Origin of the sequence: Pantoea sp. R13S299 (assembly GCF_048515925.1) — a bacterium.
Taxonomy (GTDB): Bacteria; Pseudomonadota; Gammaproteobacteria; order Enterobacterales; family Enterobacteriaceae; genus Pantoea.
In genome coordinates this window covers 68815-82052 of record NZ_JBLYEF010000004.1, presented here as the reverse complement: position 1 = coordinate 82052, position 13238 = coordinate 68815, and the positions used below count along the sequence as shown (strand labels likewise).

Here is a 13238-nt window from a genome sequence, read left to right as displayed (position 1 = left end):
AAGAGGGCATACTTTCAGAGTCAGTTGGCTATAATAGCCGACACTCAACATACGACTACTGAAGGAATGCCAGATGAGTTTGAACCAGGTGCCAGCAGGTAAAGACCTGCCAGAAGATATCTACGTTGTCATTGAGATCCCAGCAAATGCTGATCCGATCAAATATGAAGTTGATAAAGAGTCTGGTGCCCTGTTTGTAGACCGTTTCATGTCTACCGCCATGTTCTATCCGTGCAACTACGGCTACATCAACCATACCCTTTCTCTGGATGGTGATCCGGTTGACGTACTGGTTCCGACCCCGTATCCACTGGTCCCAGGCTCAGTGATCCGCTGCCGTCCGGTTGGCGTGCTGAAAATGACCGACGAGTCTGGCGAAGATGCCAAACTGGTTGCCGTTCCGCACACCAAACTGTCTAAAGAGTACGATCACATCAAAGATGTGAACGACCTGCCAGAACTGCTGCGTGCACAGATCACCCACTTCTTTGAACACTACAAAGATCTGGAAAAAGGCAAATGGGTGAAAGTGGATGGCTGGGATAACGCCGAAGCCGCTAAAGCTGAAATCATCGCCTCTTACGAGCGCGCACAGAAGAAGTAATTCTGCTGCCGGTTTGTGAGTCGAAAAAAAAACACCGTCCAACTGGACGGTGTTTTTGTTCAGGCCTCTGGCTCCTCATCGCGCTTCAGCCAGTCACCACTCATAATGCGCTGGCGTCCTGCCACTGAGCGTTGATAGACATAAAGCCATGCACTGCCAAACGGCGTCTGAGTCAGAAAACGTTTGTACTCTCCCCCTTTGGTGCGAAGCGCATCCAGCTCCGCAAGGGTTGAGGCATCAATGCGGTACACCTCACAATGTACCGCGCCATTGCCCTCTATGACGCCGGGATAATGTCCCAGACTGTAAAGCTCAAAGCCTTCAATCTGGTGATCACCCAGCCACTGCGCATTGGTCATCCAGTGACTGTTTCCCTGTTTGCGCCGTAAACTGCCGTAGACAATTATTCGCATTGCTAAAACTCAAACTGATAGAGCAAATCGAGAGCCTGATCCACACCGGACACGGCTTCCAGATAGAGCTTAGGCATCAGGCGGTAACGCAAGGTTAACGTCGCCAGTGAATCAAATATGCCAACACCGTATTTTACCTGCAGACCCGGTAGCACATAGCCGCTGACCTGCACCTGCTGGCTGTCGCCAACACCGGCAGTATCAACAGCGAGATTGCTGACACCGAAGGTCTCCCCGATTTTACCCACAACCTGCCCACTTTGTGCAACCCCTAAGCCAACAAGTGCCGAAGTGAGGGCGTTACTGTCGCCGTCTTTGCCCAATCCCTGACCACGCAGCAGGTAAGAAAGCGCTTCCTGTTGCGACATCGCCGGATCGGAGAAGACTTCCGCTTTAGGTTCATCCGCAAGACCGGTAACGCGCAGACCCGCAGTGACGCCATCTTCAGTCGCATCCGGATTACGGATGGCTTCCAGGTTGACGTAAGGCTGATCCGGCGGACCGGCAAACTGCAGCTCACCTTTACGCACGATCAGATCCTGACCATAGGCGTGGAAGCGACCCGATGGAATGTTGATCTGCCCATTCAGGCCAAGCCCTGACTTATCCTGCACCATTTTCAGATCGCCATTCAGCTTCGCTTTCAGGCCAAACGCAGAGAGCCGCACATCGTTGCCGACGTGGATGACCAGATTACTGTTAATCGGAATCGCGGCGGTTTGCGGTGCAATCGGCTTCAGCTGTTTATCCAGCATCACCTCATCCGACGAAACGCCAGTCGCGCTTTCCGGCACTTCCTGCACCGTGATGCGCGCCCATGGAATATCGACGCTGCCATCAAGGTTAAAGGCGGCTGGCGTCGCTTCAAACACCAGATCCGGCGAGACATCCATGCGCACCATCGGCGGCACGGTCACGCGAACCCGACTGCCCTTCGCCGCAATGCGCGCACGCCAGTTATCGAGCTGACTCCAGTCGGCGTTACCGCTGAGGTTGATGTTGCCCTGAGCCGTCTGCACCAGCCCGTTCAGGGTGGAGCTCATGCCGTTGAACACCAGATTCAGGTTAGCGGCAGTGAGATCGACCGGCATAAAGTTGCCATCCACATCGACACCCGTCAGGCCAAGCTGACCAAACACCTGCGGCTGCTGCACACTGCCACCCAGGCGCAGGCTGCTGTTCAGGCTGCCTTTGATCTTCTCGCCCTGCATCAGCGCCGGATTGATCATCGCCAGCGAGATATTGCGGATGTTGACGTTACCGCCCAGCGTGCGGCGGTTTTGCGGATCGTCGATCTGCACGTTGCCATCCAGTTGCCCGTTTTTGGCGATGCGGATCAGCCAGTCGAGCTTAGCGCGTCCGTTTTGCAGCGCGGCATTAAGGTTCAGCGTATCAAAGGCGACAGGCAGGCTATTGCCCTGCACATCCTGCACCACTTTCACGCCGTTGCCTTTCAGCGCCACGGTGCCGGTCGGCAGGCCACCGTCAGCCGTCCAGTTGACGCGTACATCACCGCTGAACAGGCCGCTGAGCTGCGTCGCCTCCGGCATAAATGGCTTCACCATCGCCAGGTCAAAGCGGTTCAGCACCACATGCGCATGACCTGCCGGGCCCGCTTCAACCGGTTCCGGCACACAGAGCTGCGCATTGGGGTTCTGCCAGCAGTGTGGCCCGATGGTCGCCGTCTGGCTGCTGTTGAGATAGTCGATTGCCATGGCACGCGTCAGACGCCACTCGCCGACGGGCGTATCAAAGTGGGTATCGTTCAGCGAGCCTTTCCAGCGTTCGGTCTGGCGATCAAAGCTGCCGTTCAGCGCCAGCTGACCCGAGACCGGTTTACCCTGCACGTTAAGCTTCAGCTGATGCTGATGCTCGTTGCCGTCCGCATTCAGCGTCAGCAGGCTGATGTTCAGCGCATCCTGCTTTAGCTGCTCGACGCGCAGTTGCAGTTTACCCGCCACCTGCTCGCCGGAACGGACATCGCCATTCAGGGTGACGCGATTAATCTGCATCTGCTGCCAGCGCAGACCACGGGCATTGAGATCGGCCAGTAGCTGCGGGGCTTTCAGGGTGCCACGCGCTTTGATGGTGCCGTTGACGACGCCACCCAGACCAGGCAGCGCATTGTCGAGCTGTGGCGCATCAACAGTGGCATCAAGGTCCAGACTGTCGCCCAGCGCCCCTTTGACATCCAGATGGTTGCGACCCAGCGCCAGCTTAATGCCCGGCACCGTCCACTGGTTGTAGCTATTACCGGTCAGTGAGCCATCAGCGGTCACAGCGTTCTGCTTCACGTTTCCTTTCAGCTGAAGCTGGGGCACGCTCAGCTGCCAGGTGCCACCATACAGACTGCCGCGAGTGGTGATTTTGCCATCCAGCCGCGCGGGCCAGTCGGGATACTGTTTCGCGGTGTTGATCCCCGCCAGCGTCAGTTCACTGCGCCAGCTGATTGCCTTACTCCAGTCCACCAGCGCGGTGAGATCGATATTGCCCTGCAGCGCGGCTACGCGCAGGCGATCGAGGCTGAACTGCTCAACGTTGCCTTTACCGGTCAGCGAGATAGTAGCGGGTGGCACCGATTCGCCCTTCACAGCGGTCTGCAGTGACATCACATAGTCGGTGGCTTTGCCTTTGAACTGATAGTCCAGGTTATCGGCCTGATACTGGATTGGTCCGGTTAGCGGCCAGCGCAGCTGCGGACTGGTCAGCTGTAGTGACAACGGCAGTCCCGCGACGGCCAGCTGGGTCGTCGCATCCAGCTGCGCATTCACCGGACCTGCGAGGTTCAGCCCCAGTTTCAGCTCGTCGCGCATCGCGCCGTTAAGTTTCAGCGCCAGCTTTTCGCCTTTAATTGGATCGGTATTGACCGTGCCGTTCAGGGAGAAATCGACCGGCCAGTTATCCGCCAGCGTCGCCTGTCCGCTACCCTTCAGGTTGCCAAGATTAGAGTCTACTTCCAGCGTGGACAGTTGCATCTGACGATCGGCGGTTCTGGCTTTCAGCAGCAGGCGGCTGACGGAGATATCGGTGTCGCCAGTAATGCGCAGCTGTTCACCCAGAATCTGCTGCACGTCAATATCCAGCGGCAGACGAAAATCGGGCAGCGCAGGCAGTAGCGGTTGCGCAAACATCGCCTGCAGCGTTTCACCCAGCGGTTTCTCGGCGGGATGCGGCTGCTGCACTTTCGGATCGACCACCTCTTCCTTCACCACTTTCGCCGCTTTCGGCAGCGCAATTAGCAGGCTCTGGATATGGGTCGGATTCAGCGTCAGCGCGCGATCCTGCCACTGCAGGCCGGTAGTGAAATCGAGCAGCGAGATTGCGGTGTCATCAACTTTGACATTGATGTTGTGCAGGCCAAGATGACTCAGCGTGATCGGATATGGCGTGCTGAGGTTAGTGTTGCCACTCTCCTCTTCCGGGGCCGGTGCGGCAGGCGTCATCTTCTTACTGTCGACGACCACGCTGATATCACGCAGGGAGACATCGTTAACGCAGACAGAGGAGTGCAGCAGGCAGTTGAGATCCACCGCCAGATGGATTTGCCCGGCATCAACGCTGACGCCTGGCATTTCGTAACGCAGACCGTTAAGCGTCAGGTTACGCCAGCCGCCATCGACCTGTTTGATCGACAGACCCGGCACCCAGCGCGACGCGCCCTTGAGCACTAAGTGCAGCCCCGGCGTGGTCCCGATTAAAAATGCCACGCCACCCAACAGCACAACCAGAAAGATCAGAATACCGATCAGGACCTTTTTCCACAGCTTCATAGTTCAGGCCCCAGTCCTACGTAAAATTGCAATCCATGCTCCTCGTCATCCCCGATAGGTCTGGCAATATCAAATTTGATGGGACCAACCGGTGAAGACCAGCGCACACCGATACCCGCACCGGTTTTGATATCGCTCTGTTTGATGTCGTTAACCGCTTCACCTGAGTCGACAAACACCGCGCCCCACCATTTACCGGTAACGTTGTACTGATATTCCAGCGAGCCGGTGGCGAGTTTTGATGCACCGGTAAGCTTGCCGTCGTCATCACGTGGTGAAATGTTTTTGTACTTGTAGCCGCGAATACTGCGGTCGCCACCGGCGAAGAAGCGCAGATCCGGCGGAACCTTGTCAAAGTCGTTGGTTTCGATCCAGCCAAGATTGCCGCGCGCGATGAAGCGATGACTGTCGCCTAAAGTACGGATCCAGACGTTTTGCGCCTGCAGGATCAGGAAGTCGACATCGGAACCCCAGGTGGTATCGGAAACGTCGACGGAGTAGCGCTGTGAATCGCCCCAGGTCGGCATCAGACCGCCGCGTGAACGGGTGCGGTTAACGCTGACGCCGGGATAGATCAGCATGGTGGTGTTGGTCACGCTGGCCTGCGTAAAGTGATCCAGGCTCCAGCGCAGGTTGACCGCCTTCTGCCAGCCGCTGCTGCTGTCCCAGTTGCGCGACATCGCCAGCGTGGTGGTGTCCGCTTTGGTGTCGTTAAGATCGGTGCGCTTCAGACCACCGGAGAAGGTGTAGTACTGCTCCAGCGGGCTTTTCAGCAGTGGCACTTTATAGCTGAGGTCGACCTGCTGTTCCGGCGCGGACACGTAGGCGCTGGCCGCAAGGCTGTGGCCGCTGTCGTTAATCCACGGCTTTTTCCAGGTGCCTTTCAGGCGCGGACCGACGTCTGTCGAGTAGCCGACGCCGGTTTCAATAGTGTTTTCGGTGCGGGGTGACATCACGGCGCTCAGCGGCAGCACTTTAGTCTGTCGTCCCTTGCTGAATTCCGGCGCGACCACTACCGAATTAAACCAGCCGGTAGCGGAGAGGCGGCGGTTCAGCTCAGCTAAATCGCGGGAGCTGTAGTAGTCCCCTTCTTTAAAGGGCACCAGATTTTGCAGATACTCTTCGCGGATCTGCGAACCCTTGAAAGTGACGTCACCAAAGCGATAGCGTTCGCCGCTGTCGTAGTCGATATCCCAGAACGCTTCATGTCGTTCAACTGAGACGCCGAGCTGGCTTTTTTTAAAGTTGCCGTCGAAATAGCCGTTACGCAGCGCAAGATTAGAGAAGCCGCTTTTGAATTTGTCATATTGCCCGTGGTTGAGCTGCGTACCGACTTTTGGGCGGCCCTGCTTCACCCAGGCTTTGTAGTCGGGATCATTACGCGCATCGCCTTCGACCACGATGTTGCTGCCGCCGATTTTTACCGGTACGCCAGGCGTGACATGGGCCAGCAGGACTGGCCGTCCACCTTTTGCAGGCGCGGGGCGGGATTCAAAATCGATGGTCGGCTCATAGTAACCAAGCGCGCGCAGTCCCTCTTTTATCGCAACAGAGACACGTGCACGAAAACGGCCATCATTCGAAACCTCATCGTTGCCGATGGTGGAGAGGCGCGCTCTGACATTCTTTTGCAGATCCCCGGTTAAGCCATCTACCTGTAATCGCACGGTCGCCGCCTCAAGGGCGGGCACGGCAAGCAGCAGGCCAGCTATGCAATAAACATAAAATCGTGGCACCTGTACTCCTGTTAATCATGCCGGCCCCTTTTCCGCGGGGCGCTTATTAATCATCTTTGCCCGCACTACCGCAACGGCAACATCCTCATCATAGCCGCACTTTATGGCAAACGGCGGCGCAAAATCGACTTCTAACTCAAATAACGCGGCTATTGTCGGTAAATGGGGGTAGCGATACAACTCCTGCGGGAGGGAATGATCAGTCCAGAATGACTCACTCAGATAAATCTGACCCGATAACCGGCCGCTCTGGCCGCTAATGCTGTCTGAAGCGGCGGTTTGCCCTCTGGCGGCCTGATAAGTGCTCCTGCTATAATCTGCCACCACAGGCATTCCGCCTGTTTTCATTTCTGCCCCGACATTTACTTTGTTGTCGAACTGGCGCAGACATTTTTGGCACGGATAGCTCTGTTTCACGGATAAACCAACTCTGTTTGCGCTTACCCACGCTGCCCAGGCCAAAAATGACAAGTGGATAACCCTTTGGATCTCATATGTTAGATAGCTTACTTGTCATTTTGTTGCTGATCGTAATCAGTGCCTTTTTCTCCCTGTCGGAGATCTCGCTGGCGGCCGCCCGTAAGATCAAACTGAAACTGCTGGCCGACGAAGGCAACGTTAATGCCCAGCGCGTGCTGAAAATGCAGGAAACGCCGGGCATGTTCTTCACCGTGGTGCAGATTGGCCTTAACGCCGTCGCCATCCTGGGTGGTATTGTCGGCGATGCAGCGTTTTCCCCGGTTTTCAGCGGCCTGTTTAACCGTTTTGTCGCACCGGAGCTGGCAGAGCAGCTCAGCTTTATCTGTTCCTTCACCATCGTCACCAGCCTGTTTATCCTGTTCGCTGACCTGACCCCTAAGCGGGTGGGTATGGTCGCGCCGGAAACCATCGCGCTGCGCATCATCAACCCGATGCGTTTCTGCCTGCTGGTGATGCGTCCGCTGGTGTTTCTGTTTAATGGCCTGGCGAACGTCTTCTTCCGTATTTTCAAGCTGCCGATGGTGCGAAAAGATGACATCACCTCCGACGATATCTACGCGGTGGTGGAAGCCGGTGCGCTGGCAGGTGTGTTGCGTAAGCAGGAACATGAGCTGATTGAAAACGTGTTTGAGCTGGAGTCGCGTACTGTTCCCTCCTCCATGACCTCGCGCGAGAATATTGTCTGGTTTGACCTGCACGAAGATGAGACCAGCCTCAAGACCAAAATCGCCCAGCATCCTCACTCAAAGTTTCTGGTCTGCAGTGGCGATATCGACCATATCGTCGGCTATGTCGACTCAAAAGAGCTGCTGCTGCGCGTGCTGGGTAATCAGAGCATGGCGCTGAACAGCGGCCTGCAGATTCGCTCGGCGCTGATTGTGCCGGACACGCTGACCCTCTCCGAAGCGCTGGAAAGTTTTAAAACCGCTGGCGAAGATTTTGCGGTGATCATGAACGAATATGCGCTGGTGGTGGGCATCATTACTCTGAATGACGTGATGACCACGCTGATGGGCGATCTGGTCGGTCAGGGCATGGAAGAGCAGATTGTGGCGCGTGATGAGAACTCATGGCTGGTTGAAGGCGGCACGCCAATCGATGACGTGATGCGTGTGCTGGACATCGATGATTTCCCGCAGTCAGGCAACTACGAAACCATCGGCGGCTTTATGATGTATATGCTGCGTAAGATTCCAAAGCGTACCGATTTTGTGAAGTTTGCTGGCTACAAGTTCGAGGTGGTGGATATTGATAGCTATCGCATCGACCAGTTGCTGGTCACCCGCATCGATGAACGACCACCGGTGCTGAGCATGACGAAAAGCGAAGAAGAGTAGAATGACTAAGGGCGCCGATGGCGCCCTTGTGATTACTTGTGCTTAGTTGAACTCAAGCTTGAGACGCACAACCTGGCGGTTAATTTCAGACATCACGCTCAGGTGCTGTTTGTCTTTGACGCGTGGGATTAAGACTTTCCCTTTATCGAACTCGAACGCGCCAACGTCCTTGATATACAACCTTCCCTTGAACAGCGTTTTTACATATTTCGCTATTTGCAGCGGATTATAGCGCTGGAAGATCTTCATGCTGTATGACTCCTGTACATTTTTAAAGCACGCTTCGCTGTTTCCAAATTTGGTTCCAGCCCATGAAGCGCGAATTCGCGATAACTATAGAACACTCAAACTGACTGGTGTTCCTAAAAGTGAATTTTTTTACTGAATTGACACATCATTACAGAACACTCTGTTATCAGGCTCACACAACACAGTATAAACCTTCGTTGGTTACGGAATTGTGGCGGCCATAACAAACCTGACACCTTTCCAGGACAGGCGCATCATCCCTGCTTACTATTGCAGTAAAATGACTGACTGGTCTGATCACTTAAGGAAATAACAATGCGAATAACTCTGGCCGCTATGGCGTTGTCTCTGTTGATACCGGCAAGCGTGATGGCCCATGACCTCAGACAGGATATGCGGGTACCAGCCGTTGGCGTGAATGACAAAGGCGAGCTGTTATTGCAGCAGGAGAAGTTTAGCTACAAAAACTGGAATAGTGCGCAGCTCAGCGGAAAAGTGCGTGTGGTCCAGCATATTGCCGGTCGCTCATCTGCGAAAGAGATGAACGCGGCACTGATAGAGGCGATCAAAGCCGCGAAGCTGCCGCATGATCGCTACCAGACCACCACCATCGTCAATACCGATGACGCCATTCCCGGCACGGGCATGTTTGTGCGCAGCAGCGTCGAGACCAACAAGCAGCAATATCCGTGGTCGCAGTTTGTTATCGACAGCAAGGGCAATGTGCAGCACGCCTGGCAGTTACAGTCGGGCGGTTCAGCCATTGTGGTGCTGGATAAACAGGGAAAGGTGAAATTCGTAAAGGATGGATCGCTGACGCAGGATGAAGTGACAAAAGTGATGACGCTGGTGACTTCACTGCTGAAGGAGTAAGCCTGAAAGCCCGGCGGCGGGAGAGTCGGCCGCCGGGCGTTCAGGCTCAGGCTGCCCTAAAACAGGGAGACGCGGAAGCCGGGATTCAGGAAGGATTCGCGCGGCGCATAGTCCAGGGTTTTGCCCTGCCAGTCATGCACATGCGCACCGGCGGCCATCGCCACGGCATGACCCGCACCGGTATCCCAGATATTGGTTGGCCCGAAGCGGGGATAGAGCTGGGCTTTACCTTCCGCCACCAGGCAGAACTTCAGTGAAGAGCCGGTCGCAACGGTCTGATGCTCACCCAGCTGCTTCAGGTACTCTTTCATCTCGTCGTCGTCGCCATGTGAGCGGCTCACCACGACCAGCGGAGGACGTGCGTCACGGACATGAATCTGTTCGCGCTGACCGGCCTCTTCTTTCCACGCTTTACCCTCTGCCGCTGAGTACATGACGCCCAGCACCGGCGCATAGACCACGCCCATCACCGGCTTACCCTCTTCAATCAGCGCAATATTGACGGTGAATTCGCCGTTACGCTTGATGAACTCTTTGGTGCCATCCAGCGGATCGACCAGCCAGTAGCGCTGCCAGTGCTGACGCACCTCCCAGGCTGGCGGATCTTCTTCTGACAGCACAGGAACGTCAGGCGTTAACTTTTTGAGGCCAGCTAAGATTACCTCGTGCGCAGCGATATCCGCGGCGGTCACCGGCGAATCATCCGATTTGTGAGAAACGTCAAGCGGCGCGGCACCGTCATAGACCTGCATAATCGCGTCGCCTGCTTCGCGTGCCAGTTGGCAGATTTGCTCTAACATTTTTCACCTCATTGTGTCTGTCTGCTGCCGGATCAGCTCATCGTCAGATAGTGACATTTTAGCAGTTCCGCCTGAAGTGCCTATTCAACGGCACTTCAGCGATTCAATTTATAGATATATCAATATCATAGTTATCCGCTTATCGCCACGCCGACACCCTGGGCCCTTATCGTATAAGAATCAGCCGCTGGCCGATGCGCCAAAACGTTATATCCATCACGATTTAAAATGACTATCTGTCATGCTTTTACATTATTTTGAGAGCCTGAATTTAATTTGCAGCAGGAGCAAGCATGTTTAAGCCCGGAATGATGTTATTGGCCCTGAGCGTTTCCGTCGCCACCCAGGCCGCGACGGTAGATTTGCGCGTACTGGAAACCACCGATCTGCACAGCAATATGATGGATTTCGACTACTACAAAGACACGCCAACTGAGAAGTTTGGTCTGGTGCGAACCGCCACGCTGATTCACGCCGCACGTCAGGAGGTGAAAAACAGCCTGCTGGTCGATAACGGCGACATCATTCAGGGCAGTCCGCTGGGCGACTACATGGCGGCCAAAGGATTACGTGAGGGTGAGATCCATCCGGTCTATAAGGCGCTCAATACGCTGGATTACGCTGTCGGTAACCTCGGTAACCACGAATTCAATTATGGCCTGCCCTACCTGAAAAAAGCGCTGGCAGGCGCGCGTTTCCCTTATGTGAACGCTAACGTGATTGATGTGAAGAGTGGCAAACCGCTGTTTACCCCTTACATCATCAAATCCACCACGGTGGTGGATCGCGACGGCAAAACGCAGACCCTGAAGATTGGCTATATCGGCTTTGTGCCGCCGCAGATCATGGTGTGGGATAAAGCCAATCTGCAGGGCAAGGTGCGGGTCGATGACATCACCGAAACAGCACGCCGCTACGTGCCTGAGATGCGCGCGCAGGGTGCCGATCTGATTATCGCGATTCCCCACTCGGGCCTGAGCAGCGAGCCGTATCACACGATGGCGGAGAATTCAGTTTACTATCTCAGCCAGGTGGAAGGCATCAATGCCATCCTGTTTGGTCATGCGCATGCGGTCTTCCCCAGCAAAGAGTTTGCTGACATCAAGGGCGCGGATATCGCTAACGGCACGCTGAACGGAATCCCGTCAGTGATGCCGGGCATGTGGGGCGATCATCTTGGCGTGGTCGACCTGGTGCTGAACAATGAGGGCGGACGCTGGCAGGTAAGTAGCGGCAAAGCAGAGGCGCGGCCAATTTACGATACCGCCGCGAAGAAATCGCTGGCGGCCGAGGATCCGGCGCTGGTGAAAGTGCTGGCTGACGATCACCGTGCTACGCGGGAGTTTGTGGCGAAGCCCATCGGTAAGTCCGCTGACGTGATGTACAGCTATCTGTCGCTGGTACAGGACGATCCAACCGTGCAGATCGTCAACAATGCCCAGCGCGCCTACGTGGAGCATTTCATTCAGGGCGATCCGGATCTGGGCCGCCTGCCGGTGCTCTCTGCTGCCGCACCGTTTAAAGCCGGCGGACGTAAGAACGATCCCTCCAGCTATGTCGAAGTTGAGAAAGGCTCGCTGACCTTCCGTAACGCAGCTGACCTCTATCTCTATCCCAACACTCTGGTGGTGATGAAAGTTACCGGTGCGCAGGTGAAAGAGTGGCTGGAGTGTTCTGCGGGCCAGTTTAACCAGATCGATCCGCACAGCACCAAAACGCAGTCGCTGATCAACTGGGATTTCCGTACCTACAACTTCGATGTGATCGATGGGGTAAATTATCAGATCGATGTGACCCAGCCCGCGCGCTACGATGCGGAGTGTCAGCTGATCCATCCTGATGCCTCCCGTATCCGTCAGTTAACCTGGCAGGGTAAACCCATCGATCCGCAGGCAACGTTCCTGGTGGCAACCAATAACTATCGCGCTTACGGCGGCAAGTTTGCCGGCACCGGGGATAAGTACATCGCCTTTGCCTCGCCGGATGAGAACCGTTCGGTGGTAGCAGCGTACATCAGCGCGGAAACCAAAGCGCATGGCGCCGTACAGCCGAAGGCGGACAACAACTGGCGTCTGGCACCGATTAACTCATCTACCCCGCTCGATATTCAGTTTGAAACGGCACCGGGGGATAAGGCGACCGGGTTTATTAAGCAGCATGCGCAATATCCGCTTCAGCCCAAAGGGACAGATGCGATTGGCTTTGCTCTGTGGCAGGTGAATTTACAGCAGAAGTAAGGCGGGAGAAAACGCTGCAACCGGGGTGGTTGCAGCACTCGGATATTACAGAATTTCCAGCAGTTCGACTTCAAAGATCAGGGTGCTGAATGGTGGGATAGAGGCACCCGCACCGCGCTCGCCATACGCGAGGTTCTGTGGAATAACCAGTTCCCATTTTGAGCCAACCGGCATCAGGGTCAGCGCTTCAATCCAGCCAGGGATAACGCCGCTAACCGGGAATTCAGCCGGCTCGCCACGGGCAACAGAGCTGTCGAACACGGTGCCGTCGACGAGTTTGCCGGTGTAGTGAACGCGTACGCGATCCTGACGTGATGGGATTGGACCTTCGCCCTGTGTAATGACGCTGAACTGCAGGCCTGATTCAGTGCTGCTCACGCCTTCACGCTGCGCATGTTCCTGCAGGAATGCCTGACCTTCTGCGGCCATGGCTTCAGTACGCTCACGACGCACGCCTTCAGCGCGTTCGTGTACTTCACGCAATGCGCGATGAACCACATCAACCGGTACGGCCGGCGAGTTCCCTTCCAGCGCGTCGCGCAGACCCGCGAGCAGTGCTTCTGGTTGCAGACCCTGCAGACCAGATTCCAGCAACTGCTGGCCAACCTGTAAACCAATACCGTAACTTGCTTGTGCTTCGACGCTGTCGAAAGAAGGGGTAGTCATCTTCGTTCCTTTCACTCTCGGATAAATTCGAACGGGCAGCATAGCAGCGCAGGCCGCTGGCGTAAAATGCCCT

General features: G+C 55.6%; 11 protein-coding genes. 4 read left to right on the top strand and 7 right to left on the bottom strand.

Annotated elements, in window-relative coordinates; all coding sequences use genetic code 11:
* The first annotated feature begins 73 nt into the window (after positions 1–73).
* Positions 74–604, top strand: coding sequence for an inorganic diphosphatase (gene ppa / locus ACN1CO_RS17440; protein ID WP_033734022.1), 531 nt, complete (start codon positions 74–76; stop codon positions 602–604).
* 59 nt (positions 605–663) lie between these two features.
* Here ppa and ACN1CO_RS17435 read toward each other — a convergent pair whose 3' ends face one another.
* Genes ACN1CO_RS17435 through ACN1CO_RS17420 form a run of 4 tightly spaced genes read right to left on the bottom strand, consistent with a single transcriptional unit; the run spans position 664 to position 6994 of the window.
* The gene (locus tag ACN1CO_RS17435; protein WP_008925784.1) at positions 664–1017 is read right to left on the bottom strand and encodes a gamma-glutamylcyclotransferase family protein; all 354 of its coding nucleotides are present in this window, start codon (positions 1015–1017) and stop codon (positions 664–666) included.
* Positions 1018–1019: 2 nt separating this feature from the next.
* Positions 1020–4787, bottom strand: coding sequence for an autotransporter assembly complex protein TamB (gene tamB, locus ACN1CO_RS17430; protein ID WP_419140054.1), 3768 nt, complete (start codon positions 4785–4787; stop codon positions 1020–1022).
* The gene (gene tamA / locus ACN1CO_RS17425; protein WP_419140053.1) at positions 4784–6523 is read right to left on the bottom strand and encodes an autotransporter assembly complex protein TamA; all 1740 of its coding nucleotides are present in this window, start codon (positions 6521–6523) and stop codon (positions 4784–4786) included. Before tamA ends, tamB begins: the two co-directional genes overlap by 4 nt.
* 15 nt (positions 6524–6538) lie before the next feature.
* Positions 6539–6994 carry a hypothetical protein gene (locus tag ACN1CO_RS17420; RefSeq protein ID WP_419140052.1) on the bottom strand — a complete coding sequence of 152 codons (456 nt, stop codon included), beginning with the start codon at positions 6992–6994 and terminating at the stop codon, positions 6539–6541.
* Between the two features lie 23 nt (positions 6995–7017).
* On the opposite strand from ACN1CO_RS17420, the gene ACN1CO_RS17415 reads away from it, so the two are divergent.
* Positions 7018–8340: a hemolysin family protein gene (locus tag ACN1CO_RS17415; protein WP_090966189.1), complete on the top strand. Its 1323-nt coding sequence runs from the start codon at positions 7018–7020 to the stop codon at positions 8338–8340.
* 42 nt (positions 8341–8382) lie between these two features.
* Here ACN1CO_RS17415 and ACN1CO_RS17410 read toward each other — a convergent pair whose 3' ends face one another.
* Positions 8383–8589, bottom strand: a complete 207-nt coding sequence (locus ACN1CO_RS17410) for a DUF1107 domain-containing protein (RefSeq protein WP_003855513.1) — start codon at positions 8587–8589, stop codon at positions 8383–8385.
* Between the two features lie 315 nt (positions 8590–8904).
* On the opposite strand from ACN1CO_RS17410, the gene ACN1CO_RS17405 reads away from it, so the two are divergent.
* Positions 8905–9462, top strand: a complete 558-nt coding sequence (locus ACN1CO_RS17405) for a YtfJ family protein (protein WP_419140051.1) — start codon at positions 8905–8907, stop codon at positions 9460–9462.
* A 56-nt stretch (positions 9463–9518) separates the two neighbouring features.
* Here the strand turns inward: ACN1CO_RS17405 and cysQ are convergent, their stop codons facing one another.
* Positions 9519–10262, bottom strand: coding sequence for a 3'(2'),5'-bisphosphate nucleotidase CysQ (gene cysQ, locus ACN1CO_RS17400; protein ID WP_419140050.1), 744 nt, complete (start codon positions 10260–10262; stop codon positions 9519–9521).
* A 293-nt stretch (positions 10263–10555) separates the two neighbouring features.
* Between cysQ and ACN1CO_RS17395 the strand changes: the two genes are divergently transcribed.
* Positions 10556–12499 (top strand): bifunctional 2',3'-cyclic-nucleotide 2'-phosphodiesterase/3'-nucleotidase, encoded by a 1944-nt coding sequence (locus ACN1CO_RS17395; protein WP_419140049.1) that lies wholly within the window; start codon positions 10556–10558, stop codon positions 12497–12499.
* A gap of 45 nt (positions 12500–12544) precedes the next feature.
* Here ACN1CO_RS17395 and fklB read toward each other — a convergent pair whose 3' ends face one another.
* Positions 12545–13165 (bottom strand): FKBP-type peptidyl-prolyl cis-trans isomerase, encoded by a 621-nt coding sequence (gene fklB, locus ACN1CO_RS17390; RefSeq protein WP_419140048.1) that lies wholly within the window; start codon positions 13163–13165, stop codon positions 12545–12547.
* Between the last annotated feature and the right edge of the window lie 73 nt (positions 13166–13238).

Bases quoted from the DNA above. Each gene is read 5' to 3' on its own strand.
- ppa (WP_033734022.1), top strand. From the start codon at position 74: ATGAGTTTGAACCAGGTGCCAGCAGGTAAAGACCTGCCAGAAGATATC.
- ACN1CO_RS17435 (WP_008925784.1), bottom strand. From the start codon at position 1,017: ATGCGAATAATTGTCTACGGCAGTTTACGGCGCAAACAGGGAAACAGT.
- tamB (WP_419140054.1), bottom strand. From the start codon at position 4,787: ATGAAGCTGTGGAAAAAGGTCCTGATCGGTATTCTGATCTTTCTGGTT.
- ACN1CO_RS17415 (WP_090966189.1), top strand. From the start codon at position 7,018: ATGTTAGATAGCTTACTTGTCATTTTGTTGCTGATCGTAATCAGTGCC.
- ACN1CO_RS17410 (WP_003855513.1), bottom strand. From the start codon at position 8,589: ATGAAGATCTTCCAGCGCTATAATCCGCTGCAAATAGCGAAATATGTA.
- ACN1CO_RS17405 (WP_419140051.1), top strand. From the start codon at position 8,905: ATGCGAATAACTCTGGCCGCTATGGCGTTGTCTCTGTTGATACCGGCA.
- cysQ (WP_419140050.1), bottom strand. From the start codon at position 10,262: ATGTTAGAGCAAATCTGCCAACTGGCACGCGAAGCAGGCGACGCGATT.
- ACN1CO_RS17395 (WP_419140049.1), top strand. From the start codon at position 10,556: ATGTTTAAGCCCGGAATGATGTTATTGGCCCTGAGCGTTTCCGTCGCC.
- fklB (WP_419140048.1), bottom strand. From the start codon at position 13,165: ATGACTACCCCTTCTTTCGACAGCGTCGAAGCACAAGCAAGTTACGGT.